This window comes from Clostridium sp. DFI.1.208, from assembly GCF_024463855.1.
In the GTDB taxonomy this organism is placed as follows: domain Bacteria; phylum Bacillota_I; class Bacilli_A; order Erysipelotrichales; family Erysipelotrichaceae; genus Clostridium_AQ.
In genome coordinates this window covers 1-20,400 of the sequence record NZ_JANGCA010000001.1, presented here as the reverse complement: position 1 = coordinate 20,400, position 20,400 = coordinate 1, and the positions used below count along the sequence as shown (strand labels likewise).

At 46.7% G+C, this 20,400-nt stretch carries 23 protein-coding genes and 1 tRNA gene; 1 reads left to right on the top strand and 23 read right to left on the bottom strand.

Translation table 11 applies throughout. The features are described 5' to 3' along the window. Positions 1-347: 347 nt before the first annotated feature. Positions 348-638: a hypothetical protein gene (locus tag NE665_RS00120; RefSeq protein ID WP_117441689.1), complete on the top strand. Its 291-nt coding sequence runs from the start codon at positions 348-350 to the stop codon at positions 636-638. Between the two features lie 59 nt (positions 639-697). Here the strand turns inward: NE665_RS00120 and NE665_RS00115 are convergent, their stop codons facing one another. The 23 genes from NE665_RS00115 to spoVAE form a co-directional block, all read right to left on the bottom strand. Further along, positions 698-1,186, bottom strand: a complete 489-nt coding sequence (locus NE665_RS00115; protein WP_117441690.1) for a hypothetical protein — start codon at positions 1,184-1,186, stop codon at positions 698-700. Positions 1,187-1,582: 396 nt separating this feature from the next. Continuing rightward, positions 1,583-1,657 (bottom strand) — tRNA-Glu (locus NE665_RS00110). Positions 1,658-1,781: 124 nt separating this feature from the next. Further along, on the bottom strand, positions 1,782-3,002 hold the full coding sequence (locus tag NE665_RS00105) for a HAMP domain-containing sensor histidine kinase (protein ID WP_117444632.1): 1,221 nt from the start codon (positions 3,000-3,002) through the stop codon (positions 1,782-1,784). Continuing rightward, positions 2,989-3,669 (bottom strand): response regulator transcription factor, encoded by a 681-nt coding sequence (locus NE665_RS00100; protein WP_117444631.1) that lies wholly within the window; start codon positions 3,667-3,669, stop codon positions 2,989-2,991. The genes NE665_RS00105 and NE665_RS00100 overlap by 14 nt, the downstream gene beginning before the upstream one ends. Then, entirely contained in the window at positions 3,647-4,633 is a 987-nt protein-coding gene (locus tag NE665_RS00095) for a PhoH family protein (RefSeq protein WP_117444630.1), read from the bottom strand. Before NE665_RS00095 ends, NE665_RS00100 begins: the two co-directional genes overlap by 23 nt. A 15-nt stretch (positions 4,634-4,648) precedes the next feature. Continuing rightward, entirely contained in the window at positions 4,649-5,575 is a 927-nt protein-coding gene (locus tag NE665_RS00090) for a sporulation protein YqfD (protein ID WP_117444629.1), read from the bottom strand. Next, entirely contained in the window at positions 5,565-5,765 is a 201-nt protein-coding gene (locus NE665_RS00085; RefSeq protein ID WP_117444628.1) for a YabP/YqfC family sporulation protein, read from the bottom strand. The genes NE665_RS00090 and NE665_RS00085 overlap by 11 nt, the downstream gene beginning before the upstream one ends. 313 nt (positions 5,766-6,078) lie before the next feature. Beyond that, on the bottom strand, positions 6,079-6,876 hold the full coding sequence (locus NE665_RS00080; protein WP_117444627.1) for an ABC transporter permease subunit: 798 nt from the start codon (positions 6,874-6,876) through the stop codon (positions 6,079-6,081). Beyond that, positions 6,869-7,765: an ABC transporter ATP-binding protein gene (locus NE665_RS00075; protein ID WP_117444626.1), complete on the bottom strand. Its 897-nt coding sequence runs from the start codon at positions 7,763-7,765 to the stop codon at positions 6,869-6,871. Before NE665_RS00075 ends, NE665_RS00080 begins: the two co-directional genes overlap by 8 nt. A 231-nt stretch (positions 7,766-7,996) precedes the next feature. Further along, positions 7,997-8,176, bottom strand: coding sequence for a 30S ribosomal protein S21 (rpsU, locus tag NE665_RS00070; protein ID WP_002609166.1), 180 nt, complete (start codon positions 8,174-8,176; stop codon positions 7,997-7,999). A gap of 123 nt (positions 8,177-8,299) precedes the next feature. Further along, positions 8,300-9,760 carry a UDP-N-acetylmuramoyl-L-alanyl-D-glutamate--2,6-diaminopimelate ligase gene (locus NE665_RS00065; RefSeq protein WP_117444625.1) on the bottom strand — a complete coding sequence of 487 codons (1,461 nt, stop codon included), beginning with the start codon at positions 9,758-9,760 and terminating at the stop codon, positions 8,300-8,302. Next, complete coding sequence (gene mtaB / locus NE665_RS00060; RefSeq protein ID WP_117444624.1) at positions 9,738-11,063, bottom strand: tRNA (N(6)-L-threonylcarbamoyladenosine(37)-C(2))-methylthiotransferase MtaB; 1,326 nt, start codon at positions 11,061-11,063, stop codon at positions 9,738-9,740. The genes NE665_RS00065 and mtaB overlap by 23 nt, the downstream gene beginning before the upstream one ends. Positions 11,064-11,067: 4 nt before the next feature. Further along, complete coding sequence (locus tag NE665_RS00055) at positions 11,068-11,853, bottom strand: RNA polymerase subunit sigma (RefSeq protein WP_117444623.1); 786 nt, start codon at positions 11,851-11,853, stop codon at positions 11,068-11,070. Next, positions 11,837-12,595 carry a 16S rRNA (uracil(1498)-N(3))-methyltransferase gene (locus NE665_RS00050; RefSeq protein ID WP_117444622.1) on the bottom strand — a complete coding sequence of 253 codons (759 nt, stop codon included), beginning with the start codon at positions 12,593-12,595 and terminating at the stop codon, positions 11,837-11,839. The genes NE665_RS00055 and NE665_RS00050 overlap by 17 nt, the downstream gene beginning before the upstream one ends. A gap of 215 nt (positions 12,596-12,810) precedes the next feature. Further along, positions 12,811-13,548: a pseudouridine synthase gene (locus NE665_RS00045; RefSeq protein ID WP_117444621.1), complete on the bottom strand. Its 738-nt coding sequence runs from the start codon at positions 13,546-13,548 to the stop codon at positions 12,811-12,813. A 61-nt stretch (positions 13,549-13,609) separates the two neighbouring features. Continuing rightward, positions 13,610-13,939: a cell division protein SepF gene (locus NE665_RS00040; protein WP_117444620.1), complete on the bottom strand. Its 330-nt coding sequence runs from the start codon at positions 13,937-13,939 to the stop codon at positions 13,610-13,612. A 30-nt stretch (positions 13,940-13,969) separates the two neighbouring features. Further along, entirely contained in the window at positions 13,970-14,482 is a 513-nt protein-coding gene (locus NE665_RS00035; RefSeq protein ID WP_008817187.1) for a spore maturation protein, read from the bottom strand. Continuing rightward, positions 14,475-15,047 carry a hypothetical protein gene (locus tag NE665_RS00030; protein WP_008817186.1) on the bottom strand — a complete coding sequence of 191 codons (573 nt, stop codon included), beginning with the start codon at positions 15,045-15,047 and terminating at the stop codon, positions 14,475-14,477. Before NE665_RS00030 ends, NE665_RS00035 begins: the two co-directional genes overlap by 8 nt. Next, positions 15,044-16,027 carry a serine hydrolase gene (locus NE665_RS00025; protein ID WP_117444619.1) on the bottom strand — a complete coding sequence of 328 codons (984 nt, stop codon included), beginning with the start codon at positions 16,025-16,027 and terminating at the stop codon, positions 15,044-15,046. The genes NE665_RS00030 and NE665_RS00025 overlap by 4 nt, the downstream gene beginning before the upstream one ends. 757 nt (positions 16,028-16,784) lie before the next feature. After that, positions 16,785-17,333 (bottom strand): SMC-Scp complex subunit ScpB, encoded by a 549-nt coding sequence (gene scpB, locus NE665_RS00020; protein WP_002609177.1) that lies wholly within the window; start codon positions 17,331-17,333, stop codon positions 16,785-16,787. Further along, positions 17,326-18,063: a segregation/condensation protein A gene (locus tag NE665_RS00015; protein ID WP_117444618.1), complete on the bottom strand. Its 738-nt coding sequence runs from the start codon at positions 18,061-18,063 to the stop codon at positions 17,326-17,328. Before NE665_RS00015 ends, scpB begins: the two co-directional genes overlap by 8 nt. A gap of 467 nt (positions 18,064-18,530) precedes the next feature. After that, positions 18,531-19,907, bottom strand: a complete 1,377-nt coding sequence (locus NE665_RS00010; RefSeq protein WP_117444617.1) for a spore germination protein — start codon at positions 19,905-19,907, stop codon at positions 18,531-18,533. After that, on the bottom strand, positions 19,907-20,260 hold the full coding sequence (spoVAE, locus tag NE665_RS00005; protein ID WP_008817181.1) for a stage V sporulation protein AE: 354 nt from the start codon (positions 20,258-20,260) through the stop codon (positions 19,907-19,909). The genes NE665_RS00010 and spoVAE overlap by 1 nt, the downstream gene beginning before the upstream one ends. Between the last annotated feature and the right edge of the window lie 140 nt (positions 20,261-20,400).

The window sequence follows — 20,400 nt, the reverse complement described above, 5'->3', positions numbered from 1 at the left end:
TCTTTCTTGGCAAAACCGCATTTCATCAGGATCTCACCTTTTCTCTAATCTCAGAATACCGTTTCTTGTAGAAACCACAAGCTGTGATCCCCCTCTTCATGCTATCTCCCCTACCGATTTATTTTCACATATAAACACGGATATCGGTTACTCCCTTATTGAAATCAGAAAACGGAAGGATAACAATCCAATACCCTTCATGATCACATTCACCATTTTCTGCCGGTGAAGCATAACGGTCGTGAATACATATTGTACAAATTTCTATCCTTCATTTGCATTTTACAGCGTATCGCGCTATGATATTGTGCAGATGGCTGTAAGCACAGCAGAATGGGAGTAGAGCTATGACAGTAAAGGAAGTTTTTAAAAAGGCAGTGATTGCCGGTGCCGACCCCCTATCCATAACAGAGCTTGGCTTTGCCTATCTCAATGACATCGGCACATGGAATATCAATATCAATTCACAGAACACCGGCTGCAGGGATAAAACAATCACCGTAGAGCAGCTTCTGGATATCTTTGAGCATCACTGTACCTGTTTTCGTACACAGAATGACTGCTTTGAGGAAAAGCGCAAGGAAATGATTCAGCTTTTAAAGGAACAGGATCCACAGGCAGTCATTGATTTTAATTAAAAGAAGCATTGTTTCAATCACCGATTCCCATCGGTTTGATACAATGCTTTTTATGTATGTTATACGCGCAGAAGCTCCATCAACCGTGCTTCATTCTCATATATATCGCTGCGGCTGTTATGCAGAAAGGCATTCAGCCCCTCCGGTTCGCACATTTCCCACATAATCACTTCAATAAAATGATTGTGTGCGTTTAACAGCTTTTCATATGCCTCCCATACATCCTTCCTTATGAACGGTTCATGCAGTCTCAAAAAAGACTGACAGTCCGTTAGACGTTCTTTGACCGTATCAATCATCTGCGAGGTCATCATCATGTCATTTTCCAGATAATCATCACAGATCCGATATACCGACCGATACATATCGTAGCGATTCCACAGGTCTTTAAGAAGCACGCGCTCCTGTGTCTGTACATGCTCCATCTCTTCAACTGCCTGCCCTTTCCGGCTTACCATCCACTGGTAAAAGGCAAAAAACATCCCGGCACTTCCAATCACCGGAGCAGCCATTTTGAGAAATCGCCTTGTGCTGTGTGTCAATTCCATACTACTACCTCCTTACGATTTCCCCGTTTTCTCTTCCCACCTGTATCTTACTATGTATAGAATGCAGATTTTGTGTTATTTTGTCGAACTTGTCTGTATATATCAGAAATTTCACCAAATTTGTCATATAGTGTTATCATTTTAATACGAGATCTCACAATTTAATATAATTACATCATGTTACCAAACATGGTATCAGCATTTCATATATCATAGAGAAATCATAGCATAAATTTCTCTATCTGCGTAGAAAAGTCATCAAATCGCGGATTATCGAATTCCTTTTTACCTACCGACGCTTTTTTGATCTGATTGTGCATATACCCTTTTGACAATACTTCTTCCTCATAGCAAAACAAAAAGGACACCGTTTATCAGTGTCCCTCATTTTTTATATGGTATCGCGTACGGGATTCGAACCCGTGATACAGCCTTGAGAGGGCTGTGGCTTGACCGCTTGCCGAACGCGACATCTTTGTTTGCTCGGTTATTATAGCATTATTCTTTTTTAAACGCAAGAGCAAATTTACATTTCATGACAATTTATATAATTTTTTTCAGTAAAGAACCGGCATTCACGATCAGTATCAGAAAATCAGTTCTTCAACCTGACCGTAAATGTCGTTCCCTTATCGAATTCACTTTCCACCTTTAATTCCCCATGGTGTGCCTCAACAATGGATTTTACAATGGACAGCCCCAGCCCGGAGCCGCCGCTGCTTCGGGAACGATCATCATCCACCCGATAAAAGCGGTCAAAGATCTTCTCCAAATCCTCTGCGGCAATACCATGCCCCTCATCCATCACCTGCAAAACAAACCAGGAGCCCTCTTCCCTCGTTTTCAGGGTGATCGTACCTCGATCACTGTACTTGATGGCATTCGACAGCAGATTCAACACAACCTGACTCATTTTCAAAGGATCACAGAATACCAAATCATGATTCTGATATTCCTTCACGATGTGCAGGCCCTTTTTCTCCGCCTTTTTCTGCAATGACTTTACCGCCTTATCGATCACCTGGCAAAGATCGGTTTTCTCTCGTTCCAGCAAAACCGTGGACAGACTGAGGCGTGACAGCTGCAGCAAATCCTTCACCAAAATATCCAGACGATTGATTTCCTGCTCAATCTGGTCCATAAATTCACGGCGCGTTTCCTCATCATCAAAATCCTCACGATTGAGAATTTCCACCATGCCCTTAATAACGGCAATCGGCGTTTTTAGTTCATGCGATGCATCGGCAATAAAGCGCTTCTGCATCTTTTCCCCCTCCAGCGTTTTTGAAATATCCTGAAACAACACCAGACAGCCGCTGTATTTCTTCTTGGCTGTTACCGGTACACTGATGGACTGATATTCCACACCATTGATATCGATGATTTTATCCATCGGCTTTTCCAAAATAAAGGCATCCTTGATAAACTCCCGCACCGGATGCAAATAAGCATTGCTCATATATGTCATATGCTCATTGATCAAGCCATCCTCACACAGCTCACTGACATTGTTATGCATGACGATATTCCCAAACTGATCCACCAGCAGCATCGGGAACGGTATACTCGTAACAACCGTCAGCAGCTGCTTATTCTTCAAATGCGCATCCTTGGCAGTCGATTTGATTTCCTCCTGCAGCTCGATGTTTTCCCGACGATGCACGTTCAGGTTTTTCTGATCCAGAAGCTCCCAGAGCAGCGCAATCGAAACAACCACGAGCAGCAGCAGTATATATTCATTCAAATGATAATTGTACTGAATAACCGCAATGCAGGCCAGAATCAGTCCCAGATACCCGTATTTATTGCGCTTCATGCACTTCCTCCAGCAAATAGCCGACACCGCGGGAAGATTTGATATGTACATGCGATTTGTTCAGCTTGTTGCGCAGCTTGAATACATGCACATCCACAATCCGGGTATCTCCGTCATAATCAAAGCCCCAAATGTCATTCAGAATGCTGTCACGGGACAACACGATATCCTTATTCTGGATAAAATACTCCAGCAGATCGAATTCCTTCTTGGTCAGCGTCATCAGCTGGTCTTTGATATACGCCTCCCTGCGCTTCATATCCATGGACAAATCACCAATCGCCAGACGCTTCTCCTGCTTGCGGTTTTGCCGCTTCAGATGGGCATTCACCCTGGCCAGCAGCTCTCTTGGAGAAAACGGCTTTGTGATATAATCATCCACGCCCTGCTCAAAGGCATACAGAATATCCGTTTCATCATCCCTTGCCGTCAGCATGATAAAAATCGCGTCAATGTGCTCACTGCGCAGCCGTTTTACAATATCGATTCCGCTGACATGCGGAAGCATCCAGTCGATGATCAGCACATCGAAATCCTCTTTCATCGCCAGATCGACCGCTGTTTTACCATCTGCACATTCCACGATATCAAAATCGGCCTTTTTCAGATCATATGCAATAATCTTGCGTATGTTGTCTTCGTCTTCAATCAATAAAATCCTTGCCATATCGTTCTTCCTCCTGCTCATATCGTTCAATGATCTTTTGAACCAACGGATTACGAACTACATCGAGGCTGGTCAGCTCCACAAAGGAGATGCCCTCTATTCCGGAAAGCAGATGCTTGGCATTCAGCAGACCGGAATCCCGTTTTTTAATCAGATCGATCTGTGTTACATCCCCGGTAATGACGATACGGGAATGAAATCCCATTCTCGTAAGAAACATCTTCATCTGCGCCCGTGTTGTATTCTGCGCCTCATCCAGTATGATGAAGGCATTATCCAGCGTTCGTCCGCGCATATAGGCCAGCGGCGCGATTTCAATGACTTCCTTTTCCAGCAGCTTCTCCACCTGCTCCTGTCCCAGTGTATCATACAGGGCATCATAGAGCGGACGCAGATACGGATCCACCTTTTCCTTTAAATCACCTGGCAGAAAGCCCAGATTTTCTCCTGCCTCCACAGCGGGTCTGGTCAGAATTATCTTGCGAATTTCTCCCTTTTTCAACAGGTCTGCCGCATAGACAACGGCCAGATAGGTCTTCCCCGTCCCGGCTACTCCGGTCGCAAAGACGATTTCACTGTTGCACATGCATTTAAACAGATGCCGCTGTCCAATCGTTTTCGGATAGATCAGCTTTCCGTTGATCGTCTTTCCTATCGCTTTTTGATAGGTGGTGGAAAGCTCCTGCAGCCGATTCAGCTTCGCCAGCCGACAGGCATATTCAATATCGCGGCCGCTGACATCAATATGCGCCTCCATCATATCAAACAAGGCCTTTACCACAGATTCAATACTGTGAAAGGTAACTGCATCCTCGCTGAGAATACGCAGCTCATTGTCCCGCATGATGATATCACAGGAAAAGGCGTTTCGCAGCAGCTCCAGATGCTTATCCTGTGCTCCGCATAATTTTACGATCCATTCCATCGGGTATTCTTCTAATGCAATACGAAATTGTTCACTCATAGGCGCTCCTTCTCGTTATGGTGTGGTGATGTCCTTAATCAGTGTGTAATGAATCACCATCTTTATTTTACCCATATCTGTAGAGAATTGCAAAATATTTTCCTTGTAAATGCGATCGTCCTTATGAAAGTCCTCGCTAACCTTGCGTCTGGCATCAAACAGCAGCTGAAAATACTGAAAGGCCTTCGGTTCCTTTGTCTTGTCCATCGTCACGGTGATATCCTTCCAGACATAGGCAAAGACACGTCCCTTGACATATACCTCCTGCTTGCCACCCTTGGAATCCTCCAGCACATTGCTCACCAGCACATCCCCTTTGTGGACAAACTCATTGACCTTATGAAGCTTGTTTCCATGCTGTATGTCAAAGCGCTCAATCATGCCGTCCTCCCGGGCAATGAGCTCCTCATGTCCCAGCTGTGATAAGGAAGCAAATTCCTTCGGTGTGTAGGTGATCAGATAGCGGCTGCCCTGCTTCTCGATTTCCAGCCAGGCGATATCGTTTTCCAGATTCTTTTTCAGCTGTGCCTTCAGCTGGGTGACATCGCGGCTTTTCAGGGGAGGTACCACCTTCATCTTTTTCAGGGTATCCGCAATCAGCCTGCGGCTTTCATCCTTTTCGCCCTTGATCTGTATCTCAAACACCATGGAAGAAAGACCATACCAAAGCAATATGGAAAGCAGAATCGCTGCTATGCGATAGGGCTTTTTCAAGCTGCGCAGGGCATACCCCAGCATACCGGTGGTTGTGATCAGATCACAGGTTTCAAAGCAGCGATAGATTTTCGGGCGCTGGAAAATGGATGCGTAGAACTGAATGTAGTTTCGATGTAGAGTAATATCATATAGTTCCAGCTGATTTTTCTTTGTTATCCATAAAAACTCATCGCAAGAGGCCTGCACTTTCCATTGGTCAAGACCGAATCCCTTTCTATTTTTCATATGCGAACGCCAGATTCTGCACGCTGCCCTCCAGCAGGATCTCATCCTTTCCCAGTGCCAGCACATGCAGCCGCTCCCCGTCTATCGTTATGCGGTAGGCTTTCATCGTCACCTGTATTCTCGTTTCGCTCACCAGGGTCAGTTCCCTGTAGTGTTCTATCATGACCTGATTCTTATCTATGGAAAGCATACTCTCACCTCTATACAAAATACGTTTGTGCGTGAGGTTTTATGCCTGTGAATGCTATCCTCCTTCGTTTCCATTATAAAGAAAAGCGTAACCGGAAATGTTATGTTTTTGTTAAAAGTAAAAAAATTGTTGTTTCTCCCCTGCATGAATGCACTTTCAAGCCTTGATTTGCTAAGATTTTGTTGTGTTTTTGTAAATTGCCTTTTCTATGGCAAGATATCCTGTATGCGACAGCCTGCTTAAAGCTTTCTTTCATGCACTGCTAAAAAAGAAAAGAGGTACCCCTGTGTATGCAGGAAATACCTCTGTGCAGCTATAAAGGAAGATCTCTTTGCAAGAAGAATTGACGGGCGACAATAAGGCAGCAAACAGCGATCAGAAGCAATACACCCAGACGGCCCCAGGCCTGTGCCTCATTGGCAATCAGCCCCTGTGTATCAAACAGCGTCATAATCGTTGCATACTGCAGCTTTTCCAGATTTCCCTTCATATTGGCCAGCATCTGAATCAGAATGAACAATACCCCGCTCCCCGCACCGATCAAGGCGGCATGGCGATATTCATTTAAAGCAGAGGAGGCGAGAAAGCAGATGGATGCCAGCGCTGTCTGTAGCAGCAGACACCCCAGATTCAGCCGCAGAAAAGCTGCGACATCCAAATCATCGGGGAACATAACCATACTGCATACGATTCCCAAAAGCGTACAGAAGGCGATCAGAAGAAACAGCGCACTCAATAGGACTGCCAGCTGACTCACCCAGACATGACTTCGCTTTTCCCCGCAGCTCAGCAGGTAGGTCATACTGCCGTTATCCACCTTTTTGACAAGCAGCCGCAAAGAGAGAATGACAGAGAATAGAAATGGAAACATAATCATGATCATGCCATATAGATAAGTAGAAAAGAAATCCACCAGCGTTGTTGCCGTACCGCTCATACCAACCGCTGCCATCATTTCCGGCATAAGCTTCTCAAACTGCGCCAGTGCTGAGCCCAGCTCTGGATCGAACATCGTCAGCATAATACTGAAATACATCGCTAAAATCAAAATAAAAATAAGCAGCAGCTTCCAGGCTGATTTCCACTCCATACGAAATAGTGTCTTATTCATGTGCTTCTCCCCTCTCTCCGTAATACTGCAAAAAGATATCCTCCAGACTCTGTGTTGCGACACTGAGATCCCGCAGCTCATAGGCCGGCAACAGCTGCAGCAGCGCCTTGAGCTCCTCCCGGATATATACATGCACGCACAGCTCACTGATCTGCTTCATGTTGAGTCGTTCGTGCAAAAAGCGCTGTGTCTGTGAGGAATCAGCAAAGGTGAGGATATACGTCTTCGTTTTATTCTTCTGCAATATGGTGGTATCCTCGACTGCCGCCATATGCCCCTGCCGAATGATACCGATACGATCACAGGTTTTTTCCACTTCCTCAAACATGTGGGAAGACATCAGAATCGTCTTTCCTCTTTGCTTTTCCTCCTGAATCAGCTCGACAAAGGCATTTTGCATCAGCGGGTCCAGTCCGCTGGTCGGCTCATCCAGAATCAGCACCTTGGGATCATGCATAAAAGCCGCTACGATTCCAAGCTTCTGCTTCATCCCCTTGGACATACGCCGTATGGCTCCGTTTGGCCGCAGTTCAAAGCGCTCCAGCAGCTCCTGTGTCCGCCCGCTATCCTGCATATTCCGATAACGCGCCATAAAGCGCAGAAATTCATCACCGCTCATTTCATTCAGCAGATTGATTTCTCCCGGTATATAGCCAAGCTGTCTGGTAATGGCATCGGCTTGCTTCCAGCAGTCCATACCCAGAATCCGTGCAGATCCCTGTTTCGCCTTCAAAAATCCTAGCAGATGACGAATCGTTGTCGTCTTCCCTGCTCCATTCGGTCCCAGAAAGCCGAAAACCTCTCCCTCAGCGATGGAAAAGGAAATATCAAAGATTCCCCTCCCCTCTCCATAATCGCGGCTGAGACGCTCTATTTCGATGATTTGCATATCGTACCTCCCCATGTTCATGGTGTATCTCATCTTCATGCTGATTATAGCAGATTGACTCGTTTGCACAACCCCCTGCACACCCGCTTTGTTTGATTTCTTTTTTATTATAGAAAACCTTTTGGCTAGCTGCCGATACATGCACCACAGCTCTTGTACAGAGCAGCTCCTTTGATAATCAACCTCTCCCCACGAGCATAAGCATTAAAAAAAGAAGCCTATCGGCCTCTTCTATTTTCCACGGCGTGCTTTACGCGCAGCTTCTGACTTTAATTTACGACGAACGCCAGGTTTTACGTAAAACTCTCTTTTGCGAGCTTCAGCAAGGGTTCCATTTCTTGATACTTGACGTTTGAATCTACGTAAAGCATCATCAAGAACTTCGTTTTCTTTAAGTACTACTTTCGGCATGATTTACCCTCCCTTCTGATGCAAGCAATATTATTATACTGAAAAACATATGAAAATGCAACATAAATATGTTCATTTTCTATAAATTCATACAGAAAATTTTTTTATACTTATTTTACAACGCTATTTTTCATCGTCCTCCAGTCCAAGACTGTATTTGCGGATGCAGTGACGAGCGACATTGTGATCTCCCATCCACGGCTCCCGTCCGAATTCCCGATACATGAAAACCTCATCCCCCTTGCCGAGAATCAGTACGGTATCCTTCACATTGGCACTCTCGATGGCCTGCCGTATGGCAGCGTAACGATCCGCAATGAAAATATTATTCGTATCGCTGATACCGCTTTTGATTTCGTTAGCGATTTCCCGCGGATCCTCATCCCGTGGATCATCCTCCGTCAGAATGATGCTGTCGCAATAGCGGCTTGCGATTTCACCGAAGACCCTGCGCTTCTTTGTATCCCGCTTGCCGGCGGAGCCAAACACGGCGATAATGCTGTGTCCGTCCTCTGTGATATCCTTCGCATATTCAAAAACCTTTTCCATTCCGTCCGGAGTATGTGCGAAATCAACGATGACATTAAACAGCTGGCCCTCGTCTATGCGTTCCATACGCCCTTCAATCTGCCGGATATCATTCAGGTAGGGCAGCTGCTGTTCAATCGGAATACCGCTCTCTGCCATCGCTGCAACAGCACCCAGCAGATTGTATATGTTATACAGGGCAACCAGATTGGTTGAAACCTCATAGCGCTGTGCCCCATGAACCAGCGTAAACCGTGATCCCGTTTTCTCTATCCGGATATTTTCCGCCTGATAGGTCGCATGGTTGTCAATACCATAGGTAACAACGCTGGCCTCAGTAGCATCTGCCAGCTGATCCACATAGGCATCATCCGCATTCAACACAGCAACGCCCTCTTTTTTCAGATTAGTGAACAGCTTTTTCTTCGCTTCAAAGTAATGCTCAATCGTCCCATGAAAATCCAGATGGTCATAGGTCAGGTTACTGAACACAGCGACATCAAAATCCACGCTCTGCACACGTCCCAGCTCCAGACCATGCGAGCTGACCTCCAAAGCGACGGCCTGCATACCATGCTCCACCATATCCTTCATCGTCTTATGAATCAGCACAGCATCCGGCGTCGTCAAAGACGGCGGCAGAGTCACATCGCCATAGCTGATAGAGATGGTTCCGATGTAGCCGCAGGGCGCAAAATGGGAATATACGTCCCGAATGATGCTGGTGATGGTGCTCTTCCCGTTTGTTCCGGTAACACCGAACACCTTCATTTTACGGCTTGGATGCCCATAAAACATGGACGCCACCCGATTCAGTGTGCGATTGACATTTTCCACCTGAATATAGGCGACCCCTTTTTTCATATCGTCCACCGGCTTGGAATGCACGATGCATTTTACACCCTTTTCGATGACATCATCAATAAATTCATGCCCGTCATGCACCATGCCCTCCATGCAGAAATACATATCATTCGCCTTGGCGCAGCGGGAATCGATGCACAGCCCCGCAATCTCAATCTCCGGGGCATTTTCAAACATTTGAGACAGCTTCATAAGACTCCTCCTTTAGCGGACAGCCAACCAGCAAATCCCCATCCAGTGCCGTGATGCGTACGGTATGCATCGTATGCAGCCAGGTTAGCGGAGCCGCTGCTGCGACCTCCAGGTATTCACTGCTGTGGCCGATCAGTTTTCCATCTTTTTCCTTCTCAAAAATGACAGAAACTTCCTTTCCAATGAAATTCTGTTTATAAGCAGTATATAACTGTTTGGAAAGATTCGCAAGTCTTGATGCGCGTTCTTTCTTTATTTTATTTTCCAGATGACCGCTCATTTGCGCAGCTGCTGTATGATCGCGGCGGGAATACGGGAATACATGCAGAAAGCTTAGGCGCATACGTGCGATATTATCCAGGGTATCCTGAAACTGCTCTTCACTTTCCTGCGGAAACCCGGTAATGACATCGCTGGATATGGAGATATCCGGAATAAGGGAGCGGATATACTCCACCCGTTCCATAAACCATGCTATCGTATAGGGACGGTTCATATTCTTCAATACCGTAGTATTGGCAGACTGCACGGGAATATGCAGATGCCGGGCGATTTTTTCTTCCCCCTTTATAAATTCCAGCAGCTCATCCGTGATTTCATTCATTTCGATTGAAGAGATACGGATTCTTTGCAGGTTGGGAATTTCCTTCACCATGCGCTTCATCAGCTGGCACAGACTGCTGTTGATCCCATTGCCGTAGCGACCGGTATGAATGCCGCTCAACACGATTTCCTGATGGCCGCTTTCACACAGTCTGCGTGCGATGGCAAGTACCTCATCCTCCGGCAGCGAACGCTCCGCTCCACGTGCAAACGGTATGATGCAATAGCTGCAAAACTGATTGCAGCCATCCTGTATTTTCAAAAAAGCCCGTGTCTGATGCTCGAAGCGATGAATCGGAAGCGCTTCAAACACATTGACCTTGCGGACATCATGAATGAGCTTCTGCGGACGCTTCTGCCGAAGACCCTCTTCAATCATATCCGCCAATCTGCTTTTCCCATCACTTCCCAGCAAAATATCAATATTGGCGTCCTGCTCCAGCTGTTCACTTGCCGTCTGTGCATAGCAGCCGACAACCGCAATCAACGCATCCGGATTCAAAGCGATGGCCGCATGTATTTTCTGACGGGATTTACTGCCGGCCGTATTGGTCACGGCACAGGTGTTGATGATATAGACATCCGCTCGCTCTTTAAAGGATACCTGTACGTAGCCCTTTTCCAGCAGGGCACTCTCATAGCCCTGTGATTCATATGTATTTACCTTGCAGCCCAGTGTGGCTATTGCAAATGTTGTCATGCTGTCACTCCTTGTCTGCCTTCTTTTTCTGCTTTTTCTTTTGCTTCTCCAGCAGCTTTTCCAGCTTTTTGCCCAATCGTTTTTTTATCAGCGCATGCTCGATCAAAAACGCAACGAGCGCTTCGTGCTGCTCCTTTAATAAAAGCAGCGCAATTTCCTGCTTCCAGGCCTCCTGCAGCTCCTGTTTCATATCCACGGATACGCTGCGCTTTAGTCCGGTTTCATCATACAGATACCAGCGATGCATGACTGGATGGAAAACGACATAGCCCTCATCCGCCTCCACCAGCAGCTCACAGCTGGAAAAGCCATGCTGAAACGGCTTGGCACCATAGCGCCTGTACTGTACTTCCTTTGCACATTCTCGGATAAACTTATGATACTGCTTCAAATCCAGCAGCACGATTTCCGTATGATAAAGATGATTAAAGCCCGGCGCAAAGGCAGGCATATAAATCGTTTCCCCATCCGCCTCAAAATGCCGGAGCTCTTTCACGAAGCGTTCCACATCCACATTCATCTGTGCCTTACGCTCCAGATAATTCAGATCATACCAGTAATCGAACATTTTTACATAGGTGTCAAAAAAAACATCCTCAAACTGCCGTTTAACGAGCAGGGATTCATAGACGATTTCATTCTGTATCACAGCATCATCGCTTTTCCCGTCGTGGGGAATCTGATATTCCTCCAGCAGGTCACAGATGGTACGGTAATGCTTCCGGATATCCTTTTGATCCAGAAGTGTCTTATCATACACCTTATTCAGCCGATCATATATCGTCTTCATTTTTTTCACCTGCCATATCGTAGTAAAACTCAATGGAATTCAGCAGCGAGATCGCCGCTGTTTCCGCACGCAGTATCCGTCCGCCTAAGGATACGCGGTGAAAGCCGGATGCGCACAGCGTTTCAACCTCATCCGCCGAAAAGCCGCCCTCACTGCCGACCACCATCAAAACACGACTTGGGGACGAATGTGCACGCAGCACCTCGCACAGGCGCTCACTTTTGCAATCGGCATCCTCATAGGCAATCAGCCGCAAATCAGCATCGATCTGCGACAGCTTTGAGAATGCACAGGGCGACTGCAGCCGCACCAGTGTAGAGCGCTTGCACTGCTCGCAGGCCTCACTTAAAATTTTATTCCATCGTACAATTTTCTTTTCCGATTTCTCATCCTTGATTTTTACAACGCAGCGGCTGGATACAAACGGAATGATTTCCGCCACGCCCAGCTCTGCACTTTTCTGCAGCAGATAGTCCCATTTCTCCCCCTTGATCATCCCCTGCGCAAGAATCAGCTCTACACTTGTCCGGGAGCGATCCTGCACTTCCTTTACAACACGTGCCGCTGCTTCCTCCTGATGATATTCCACTTCCGCTAGCAGTACGCGGCCGCTGTTGTCGGCAACACGAATCACATCCCCCTGCTGCATACGCATAACGCGGCGGATGTGATGTGTCTGTTCCTTTGTCATCGGTATCAATTCTCCTGGCATCGCCAGTGTATTTACAAAATATTGCTGCATAAAATCACCGCGTTAATCATACATCATTTTCTGTGTTTCTTCAACCAAAAAAACATTTCAGAAACGTAAGCACATAAGTGGAAACAACATAAAAAACGAATCCGACAGCATTCTGCCCGATCCGCTCTTATGCCCTGCTGTAGCTTTTCCCACACTGCACTGCTTGCTTTCCTGGCCGTACGGCTGCTGTGCCTGCCAACCATAAACAGTGATAGCTATCGCTGCTTCATTTCCCCCTTCTGGGCAAGACTGCGCAGCTGCTTCACCTCAAAGGGCTTCAGCACACGGTACTCTCCCTGCCGCAGATCACTGCAATGCAGGAAGGCGAGCTTACTGCGGTGCAGACGGCGCACCTCATAGCCAAGGGCCTCCATCATGCGCTTGATCTGCCTATTTCTTCCCTCGACAATCGTCAAATCAAAGCTGCACTGATTTTTCTCTGTATCCTTTTCCGTGATGCGATATTTCGCAGGCAGGGTCTTGATACCGTCATCCAGCACGATACCCGTTTTTATTTTCTTCATGTCCTCCGGTGTCAATATCCCGTTGATCGTCAGATTGTACACCTTGGGAATGTGATATCGCGGATGAATGATCTCATTTGCGAAATCCCCGTCATTGGTTAAAATGATCACACCGCTGGTATCATAGTCCAGACGCCCTACGGTAAAGATACGCTGCCTGCAGTCCACCAGATCCACCACGGTCTGTCTTCCAAATTCATCATCGCTGGTACACATGGTGCGCTTCGGCTTGTTCATCAGAAAATAAACCTTATCTTCCTTTTCAATCGCCTTGCCATCCACCTCGATGAGATCTCCGCGCTTTACCTTATATCCAAGTTCTGTTATGGTTTCTCCATTCACAGCGACTCTTCCCTCGCTGATCAGAACCTCAGCTTTTCTTCTTGATGTGATTCCGGCTGCCGCAATCACTTTCTGTAATCGTTCCATATACTATACACCTCACATGGGTATTGTACATGAAATGCTGCGCTTTGAAAAGCAAAATCGACTAATTCTGGAATTCCTGAATCTGATAGCCATCCGGCAGATATACCAGAATGTTCTCGCTCATCTCCTGAATCCATACCTGCATCGGATAGGCAACACCCTTCATGAAATCGCGGATTCTGCGTGCACACTCCTCATCACATGCCGTAATATCCAGCAGCACGAGGAAGTTCTTTTTCAAAGCCTCTCCCACAGCCTCTACATCATCAAAGCTGTCCAGGCGAAACACACATACAACGTGGTCGCTTTTTTCTGCAGCTACAGCCACCTTTTCCTCATTCACTGCCAGCATATTCTTTAATCTGTTTTTTACATCGTTCATATCTGCCATTTTCATTCCTCCTGTTATTTATTATCTATTTCACGCAAACACATACAGTGCCAGCAGAATGGCCATGGAAATTCCAGCCACATCCGCCAGCAGCCCGATGGCCAGCGCATTCTTGATCCTGCGAATTCCCACACTGGAAAAGTACAGGGTGATCACATAAACGGTCGTATCGGTAGAGCCCTGAATGATACTCGCCATATTGCCGGCCAGCGAATCAACACCGCATACCTGAAAGATATCGACCAGCACCGCCAACGAGGCGCTTCCGGAAATCGGACGAAAGATCACCATCGGCCAGATTTCCTTAGGGATATTCGCAATATGGGCAGCCAGTGCACTGCACAATATATCCATCAGTCCACTCTGCCGCAAAAGCGCGATTGCACACATCATGGCAAGCAACGCGGGATAAATATCCAGAAACAGCTTCATCCCATCCTTGACACCCTCGGTAAAGGAATGGTACGCATTGATACGACGAAGCAGTGCGACGGCGACGATGACCAGTACAAGGATTGGTAGAATATAGTCTGTGTTAATCACGGTAATTCCACCAGCGGTCAATGCTCAGGCCGACAACAGAGGCAAACAGCGTCGATACAATGGCATAGGGCATAAAACCGGTCACATGCAGGGAATGGAAGGAAGCCCGCAGGGCAATCAGTGTCGTGGACAGCAGCGTAACACCAGCCGTATTCAAAACGAGAAAGGTAATCATGGAGCGGGAGGCCGTATCCTTGTCCGGATTCTGCCGCTGCATGCCCTTCATCGCCTGCAAACCAACCGGCGTTGCTGCAGAGCCCAGTCCCACCATGTTGACGACCACATTCGTTGCCACATAGCCCAGTGTTTCCTCATCGTCCTTCAAATCCGGAAACAGCCGCTTCAACAAAGGATGAAACAGCCGTTCCAGTCCATGAATGATCCCGGCGTCTCGTGCGATGTAAAGAATTCCGTTCCAGAAGCAGGTCACACACAGCAGCGGAATCACAAAGTCGAGGGTTTCCTTGCCGACATTGAGAAAAACATCATTGATGATACCGACATTACCGGTCATCAGACAGTAGAGAATCGTGACCAGCACGATGAGCAGCCAGATGATATTCACGAAAACAGACCTCCTCCCCTTACCTTTTTGCTTGCGAAGCTGTATACATTTACATCGTCATTTTTCTGAACCTCAACGACAAAATCCTTATGGTCATAGTGTGTTTTAACGCGCAGCTTGTCACTGCCATCCTTATGCAGCGTCACCTTCAGCGTTTCCGGGACATGGAATTTCCTACCGTTTACCGTATAGTCACCCTTGCGCATAATCGTTACCACATCCATCTTCTGAAACACCTCGGTGTGCTTTTGTTCATGAAAGGCGAAATCATCCCCCTCCCGCAGCGTCACCACAATGCTTTCCACACCGTCATGCTCTGCGGCACTCACCAGTGTCCGGCCGGCCTTTTTGGTGAAGCCGGTTTTCCCACCGACGGTAAAGGGATAGTCAAACAGCAGGCGATTCTTGTTTTTCCAGCGCATATTCCAGTCAGTCGTATAATATTTGCTTCCGGTAATGGTCCGAAATTCTTTGTTTTTCATCGCATAGCTCATCAGTACCGCCATATCATTGGCTGTTGAAATATTGCCCCCATCCTCCTCATCCAGACCGCTTGGATTGGAAAACGTCGTATTGCTCATCCCGATTTCTGCCGCCTTGCGATTCATCAGCTCAACAAAGGCAACTTGTGAACCGGCAACATGCTTTGCAATTTCCACCGCTGCATCATTACCGCTCCTCAGCATGAGGCCATACAGCAGATCCCGCATGGTTACCTGCTGTCCCTGCTTCAGATAGACACTGCTTCCATATGCCTTATTGATTTCATCATCAACCGCAAAGGATTCATCCAATTGTCCATGCTCGATTGCAATCACAGCGGTCATGATTTTGGAAATAGATGCCACGCTCTGCTTCTCATCCTTGTTTTTTTCTTCTACAATCGTATTGTCCGCACCACTCAACACCACATAGCTCTCTGCATGGACACTCATCAGCTGCAGCAGCAGACACAGCAGGATACAAAGACTTCGTTTCATTCACATCACCTACGAAAGTATATGTGCACACGCAAAAAAAGAGAACGCCTTTTCCTTTGCGTTCTCCTTTTTCTATATACGTGAATCACGGATTCTACCCGTTTCCTGATTTCCTTAACTCTCGTACGTTTCTCGCACTTATAAGTTTCATCAGTTTCGATACCCGCAATCCACAGCTATGAGCTACTCTTTCATGCTTCCTACTTTCACAGCGTTCGTTGTTCCGGCGTTCCTCGCACTTTTCCAATTTCCGCTTGCTTTCGTCCCCATGTCCAAGCTTCCCTTTTGAATACCTTGTTCCTGACTTCCTTAACTCTCATACGTTCTTCGCATTTATAAGTTTCATCAGTTTTCTTCTTCTGGGATTCTCACAGCCTTTACAGGTGTCCACCTACTCGCTGACCAGTGCACGGAATCCGTTCTTTTATTATATCGCCTCCGTATCTATCCAGTTTTCTGTAGTACCAGCCTGTATATAAGCTCTTGTAAGTACCTTTCCTTGGTACATGTACAGTATAGTCCGCAATGATACATATGTAAAGTGTTGTGGAATAATTGGCATCATTATGGAAAAGACTGCAGTTTTCCACAATACCAACGCTTTATACAGTGGAAAAGTTATGGATTTTCCACAAATGTGACAAAAACAAAAAATCCATTTTCCTTTTTCTATATACGCATATGCTAAGCTTCATCAAAGGAAGATAGTTTTTTCACTTCGTCTTTTTGCATCATACCTCCTCCATGTAAAAAAGAGCTATTCCTCAAACAGCTCTTCCTCCATGGTATCCTTGAAATCCGGAAGCTCCGGAAGCTCCTTCAGGCTGACCAGCTTGAAGGTATCCATAAACTCCTCCGTGACCTCATATAGAAACGGTCTTCCCGGTGCATCACTTCTGCCGCATTCCTTGATCAGATTTCTCGCCAGCAGCTTGCGCACCATCATATCGCAGCTCACACCGCGTATTTCCTCGATTTCTGCACGGGTGATCGGCTGCTTATAGGCGATGATTGCCAAAGTTTCCAACGCGGCATTGGACAGGGTTGCCACCTTGGTAGAGCTGAACAGCTTCTGCGCATACGGATGGATTGCCTCCTTGGATACGAATTTATAAATTCCGCCAAAGCGAACAAGCTCGATCCCATGCACATCCGCAAGATAATCCTGCATCAGCTCATCCAGTACCACTTCAATTTCCTTTTTATCCAGCTCCTCGACACAGCCGTTCAGCTGCTCGATGCTCAGTCCCTCATCACCGCTGAGAAAAAGCAGTCCCTCAAGAACCCGTTTTTCATGCTCATGCATATATTTGTTCACCTCGAATGATCCATATGTTTTCTTCTTCATCTATGTGGAAGGTTATTTCCTTATGCTTGATTAAATCCAGAACGGACAGAAACGTAACGATAATCATGTGCAGATCCGTGCAATCGCTGCACAGCTCTTCAAAGCTCATCTTTCCTACCCAGTTCTTCAGTCGTTTTTTAATTTGTATAACGCGCTCATCCAGGGATAACTCCTTGACCTTCATTCTGGTTTCATAAGGATGTGTCAGTGCCGCTCTGCGCAGCACACGGTTCATCGCCTTAATGAGATCATAGGGATTTCCGACAAATTCCCCTTCTACCGTTGTATTCAACCATTTCTGTGTTTCCTCACTCATCGGCTTACTCATCATCAGCTGGCGTTCCTCATATTTCTGTTCAAACTGCTCGCTGATTTCCTTATAGCGCTGATATTCCAGCAATCGGCGAACCAGCTTTTCCCGCTGATCCTCTTCATACTCTTCTTCAATGACAACCTTTTCCCGTGGCAGCAGCTTCTTGCTCTTGTATTCAATCAGACCAGCCAGCTCTGCCAAATATTCACTTGCTATTTCCAGATGCATCGATTCCATGGCATTGAGATAATGCAAATACTGATCTGTCAACAGATCCATATCCAGCTCGAACAAATCCAGCTTATTGTCCTTGATCAGATGCAGCATCAGGTCAAGTGGCCCCTCAAACTGATCGATTGTCACCGTAAACGCCATAGAAATCACCTCGCATTTTTTTATTATAGCAAAAAACCGCATGAAAATGTAGAAAAATTTTCACACAGCTCTGTTTTTTCATCTTTTTTATATAGAATCGGCTTTTTTACAGGCTAAGGCATCCCTTCTTCAGAACGCCTTGTAAATTTATAAAGCGTATAGACATCCCCTTTTCCGGTAATAGACATACGCGCTAACCTGCACGTTCATCAGACAGCTTGCGTACTTCCAGCTGCGCAAGCATGCTTGTACAGGCTGAATACAGATGCTACATCCTGTGCCCCATATACCGCACACACGTCCTAATGTTTACCTGCACCGTCAAGCAGCAGCCTACCATCCACCTGATGCTAGTCTTCATCCGATACACACAAGCAGTTCACGAAGGCTCTATGCGTTTCCACAGTATAGCGGCATAACAGGGTACAGGAGAAGCAAAAAGAACAGAAATTCGCATCTGTTCTTCGTTATCCTTTTGTTGATTTAGAGGTAGTGTCCCGTTTGACCTTGATGGGAGCACCGAACAGGATTCGCTGACATTCCTTGTAGGAAAACGGGATGAGCGGATACAGGTATGGAAATTTAATTGTCTTGGTCGATAGCAGTATCACGATGTGCAGCAGGACGCCCACACAGAAGCCGCTAACGCCAAATACGAGTGCCAGAAAGCCGATAAAGATACGAAATACCTTATTGGCAAGCGACAGCTCATAGCTTGGTGTTAACAGATTGCCGATATTGACCAGAGCCACCATGATGAGAACCTCTTTTGTATAGGCTCCCAGCTCAATTGCCATATCCCCCAGCAGAAACACAGCCACAAAGCTCATGATGCTGGAAAGGATGGTCGGTGTATGGATCAGGGACTGCCGGATCCATTCGACAATGATATCCGCCAGAATTACCTGAAAGCCGAACTGATATACATTGACATGCTGAATCGGAATATTGAGCAGCGTCGGATTCTGGTCGATGACCAGAGCAATCCACAGGGGAAGCAGATATAGAGAAAATACAATCCCGATCAGGCGAAGGACACGGGTAAAGGTCGCCACCAGCGTCGTCTGCGTATATTCCTCAATCTGCTTGGTCTGTTCAAAAAATGTCGTCGGAAGGATTACACCGGTAGGAGAATTATCAACCAGTGCAACCAAATATCCCTGCAGCAGGTGGATTGCACAGATGTCCGGGCGCTCGCAATAGCGGACATGCGGATAGGGATTCCATGTCTTTCCATACAGCAGCTCTACAAGATTTCGCTCGCTGAGGATTTCCGCCTCCGGAAGTGTATGCATGCGTGTTTCAAAATCATGCAGCACATCCACATCCACCAGACCATCGATGTACAGGTAGGCAACATCTGTCCGCGTCTTGATGCCTTCCTTGTTCATCGTGACAACCAGACGGGGATCACGGATTCTGCGGCGGATCAGACCGACATTGAGAATAACATTTTCCACAAAGCCGTCATGTGCCCCGCGTACGCTTTTCTCGACATTCGGTTCAGCAGTGGATCTGGCAGGATAATGCCGGGTTTCTATGCAATAATAAACCTCGCTGGTATCCATCAGCACCAGACACTGTCCGCTCAGCATATTGGTGATTGCCTTTTTTCGATCGGTCAGCTTATCGATTGCCCCCGGATAAAAGGTGATATGCAGATCATTCCCGGCCGTGATGACAAAGCCCTCCACCAGAGAAGCAATCAGCTCACTATCCGACAGGGAGGAGAGAAAAATCAGCCATGCCTGTGTATTTTGTATGGTGACATGGCGGTAGACAATGTCAAAGGACGGCGACAGTGCCGTGCGGATTTCCTCCAGCCGCTGATTCAGATCCTTCATCAGGATTTTGCACGAAACACGAGCGCTGCCAGAAAGGCAAACAGAATGGCGCTGGTGATTCCGGCCGCCGTCAAATCAAACATACCAAGTAAAATCCCCATGACACCGTCGCTTTGCGCCTTCGCAAGCGCCCCGTGAATCAGAGAATGTCCAAAGCTGGTAATCGGTAAGGAGGCCCCCATGCCGGCAAACTCCAACAGCTTGTCATACCATCCAAAGGTATCCAGGGCTGCACCGATCACCACAAATATAGAAGTGATATGTCCCGCTGTAAGCTTCGTATTGTCATAAATCAGCTGCCCTGCAAGACAGATTCCGCCGCACACTACAAACGCACTGATAAATGTCATCATTTCACATCACTCCTGGTATATTTAAGTTACTCATATAATGAGTAATAAATTTAATATACCAGTTCTCCTTTCCACCTGAATTATTTGGTATCACTTCAGGTTGTGATAAAATGTGTAATTGTGAATGTGGATTTGTGTCA

What these genes read in the sequence shown, in the direction of transcription:
- NE665_RS00120 (WP_117441689.1), top strand. Translation starts at nt 348, where the DNA reads ATGACAGTAAAGGAAGTTTTTAAAAAGGCAGTGATTGCCGGTGCCGAC.
- NE665_RS00115 (WP_117441690.1), bottom strand. Translation starts at nt 1,186, where the DNA reads ATGGAATTGACACACAGCACAAGGCGATTTCTCAAAATGGCTGCTCCG.
- NE665_RS00105 (WP_117444632.1), bottom strand. Translation starts at nt 3,002, where the DNA reads ATGAAGCGCAATAAATACGGGTATCTGGGACTGATTCTGGCCTGCATT.
- NE665_RS00100 (WP_117444631.1), bottom strand. Translation starts at nt 3,669, where the DNA reads ATGGCAAGGATTTTATTGATTGAAGACGAAGACAACATACGCAAGATT.
- NE665_RS00095 (WP_117444630.1), bottom strand. Translation starts at nt 4,633, where the DNA reads ATGAGTGAACAATTTCGTATTGCATTAGAAGAATACCCGATGGAATGG.
- NE665_RS00090 (WP_117444629.1), bottom strand. Translation starts at nt 5,575, where the DNA reads ATGAAAAATAGAAAGGGATTCGGTCTTGACCAATGGAAAGTGCAGGCC.
- NE665_RS00085 (WP_117444628.1), bottom strand. Translation starts at nt 5,765, where the DNA reads ATGCTTTCCATAGATAAGAATCAGGTCATGATAGAACACTACAGGGAA.
- NE665_RS00080 (WP_117444627.1), bottom strand. Translation starts at nt 6,876, where the DNA reads ATGAATAAGACACTATTTCGTATGGAGTGGAAATCAGCCTGGAAGCTG.
- NE665_RS00075 (WP_117444626.1), bottom strand. Translation starts at nt 7,765, where the DNA reads ATGCAAATCATCGAAATAGAGCGTCTCAGCCGCGATTATGGAGAGGGG.
- rpsU (WP_002609166.1), bottom strand. Translation starts at nt 8,176, where the DNA reads ATGCCGAAAGTAGTACTTAAAGAAAACGAAGTTCTTGATGATGCTTTA.
- NE665_RS00065 (WP_117444625.1), bottom strand. Translation starts at nt 9,760, where the DNA reads ATGAAGCTGTCTCAAATGTTTGAAAATGCCCCGGAGATTGAGATTGCG.
- mtaB (WP_117444624.1), bottom strand. Translation starts at nt 11,063, where the DNA reads ATGACAACATTTGCAATAGCCACACTGGGCTGCAAGGTAAATACATAT.
- NE665_RS00055 (WP_117444623.1), bottom strand. Translation starts at nt 11,853, where the DNA reads ATGAAGACGATATATGATCGGCTGAATAAGGTGTATGATAAGACACTT.
- NE665_RS00050 (WP_117444622.1), bottom strand. Translation starts at nt 12,595, where the DNA reads ATGCAGCAATATTTTGTAAATACACTGGCGATGCCAGGAGAATTGATA.
- NE665_RS00045 (WP_117444621.1), bottom strand. Translation starts at nt 13,548, where the DNA reads ATGGAACGATTACAGAAAGTGATTGCGGCAGCCGGAATCACATCAAGA.
- NE665_RS00040 (WP_117444620.1), bottom strand. Translation starts at nt 13,939, where the DNA reads ATGGCAGATATGAACGATGTAAAAAACAGATTAAAGAATATGCTGGCA.
- NE665_RS00025 (WP_117444619.1), bottom strand. Translation starts at nt 16,027, where the DNA reads ATGAAACGAAGTCTTTGTATCCTGCTGTGTCTGCTGCTGCAGCTGATG.
- scpB (WP_002609177.1), bottom strand. Translation starts at nt 17,333, where the DNA reads ATGCATGAGCATGAAAAACGGGTTCTTGAGGGACTGCTTTTTCTCAGC.
- NE665_RS00015 (WP_117444618.1), bottom strand. Translation starts at nt 18,063, where the DNA reads ATGGCGTTTACGGTGACAATCGATCAGTTTGAGGGGCCACTTGACCTG.
- NE665_RS00010 (WP_117444617.1), bottom strand. Translation starts at nt 19,907, where the DNA reads ATGAAGGATCTGAATCAGCGGCTGGAGGAAATCCGCACGGCACTGTCG.
- spoVAE (WP_008817181.1), bottom strand. Translation starts at nt 20,260, where the DNA reads ATGATGACATTTATCAGTGCGTTTGTAGTGTGCGGCGGAATCTGTCTT.